3 protein-coding genes are annotated in these 1,449 nt (G+C 72.2%); all 3 read right to left on the reverse strand.

Annotated elements, in window-relative coordinates:
- On the reverse strand, positions 1-484 hold a 484-nt coding region (locus tag PLJ28_RS13460; protein WP_324590235.1), incomplete at its 3' end, for an HAD-IC family P-type ATPase.
- Between the two features lie 144 nt (positions 485-628).
- Positions 629-871, reverse strand: a complete 243-nt coding sequence (locus PLJ28_RS13465; protein ID WP_183525368.1) for an acyl carrier protein — start codon at positions 869-871, stop codon at positions 629-631.
- A partial coding sequence (locus PLJ28_RS13470; protein ID WP_324590236.1) for a 2-oxo acid dehydrogenase subunit E2 occupies positions 868-1,449 on the reverse strand: 582 nt, incomplete at its 5' end. The genes PLJ28_RS13470 and PLJ28_RS13465, both read right to left, overlap by 4 nt.

Genomic DNA, 1,449 nt, shown 5'->3' on the forward strand with positions numbered 1-1,449 from the left:
TGCCCCCGAAGCCATCGCTTCCCGTGCCCTTGACCACGGGCATGCTCTCCCCGGAGAGCATGGACTCATCCACCGTGCAGCTGTCCGCCTCGACGAAGCGCACGTCGGCGGGCAACCGGTCACCGGCCGTGAGGATGATGATGTCACCGGGCACCACCTCGGAGGCGGGAATCGGCATGCGCCGGCCATCACGACGCACCGTGACCTGGGCGGGCAGGAGCTCCCGGAGCCGCGCGGCGGCCTGGGCTGCCCGTTCCTCCTGGGCGAAGGCGAACACGCCGTTGATCACCACCACGGCGATCACCGCGATCGACAGTTGCGGCATGCCCGCTATCCACGCCAGCCCGGCCGCGCCCCAGAGCAGGACGGCGAAGAAGTGGGTGAACTGGCCCGCGAACCGCCGCCACCCGGGCACCTGATGGATGCGGGGGAGCTCGTTGGGTCCCGACTGCCCCAGCCGCCGGGCAGCCTCTGCCGAGGTCAAGCCCGGAGGTGAGGCCTCACGGTCCGCGGTGTCCATGGGGGAGGGGCCTATCCGCGAGCCCTGCGCCCGGTGCACGGGCCGTGCGTTGAACGCTGCATCGTGATCACGTCAGCCCGGGGTCGTCCACCGTCGGTCCCCGCGGCCTCAGGCGTGCTCGGCGACGTAGGCGATCAGGGAGGCCACGGTGCCGACCCGTCCGTAGTCACCCTCCGGGACGTCCACGCCGGCGTGACGCGCCAGGTGCTCCACCAGGGCCAGGAAGTCCAGTGAGTCCAGCTCCAGGTCCTGACGGAGCCGGGAACGGTCGTCGAGGCCCTGGGTCTCGACGTCGGGGGCCACCTGCGTGATCGCCGCGTACACCGCCGCGCGTGCCTCGTGCTCGTTCATAGGTCCTCCGGTCTCTGCAGCATCTCGTCGACGAGGTCGAGGAAGCGCCCTCCGCGCAGGCCGTCGCTGACGCGGTGGTCGGCCGAGAGGGTGGCGGTGACGGACTGGCGCACCGCGAGCATGCCGTCCTGGGCCCAGGGCCTCTCCCGGACGCGGCCGAAGCCGACGAGCGCCACCTGCGGGGGGTAGATCACCCCGTACACGGTGTCGACGCCGAGGTCGCCCAGTGCGGTGACGGTGAGGGTCGGGTCCGCGATCTCCGCTCGGCGCAGGCGTCCGGCGCGGGCCCGGGTGACGACGTCACGCAGTCGTTCCATCAGCTGGTCCACGGTCAACGTGTCCGCGTCGTGGATCGCCGGGGCGACCAACCCGCCCTCCCGCAGCGCGACGGCGACCCCCAGGTGTACGGCCTGACTGGGGCGGAACCGCGCCTCCGTGTAGAAACCGTTGACCTCCGGCACCTGACGGGCGGCCAGGGCGCAGGCCTTGAGCAACAGTGCCGCCGGGACCAGCCGGGCCGAGACGGGCCGCTGCGCGTTGACCGCGCGCATCCATGCCACGGCGGCCTGCAGGTCGAC

The sequence above is a fragment of the Citricoccus sp. genome (assembly GCF_035445025.1).
Lineage (GTDB): Bacteria > Actinomycetota > Actinomycetes > Actinomycetales > Micrococcaceae > Citricoccus.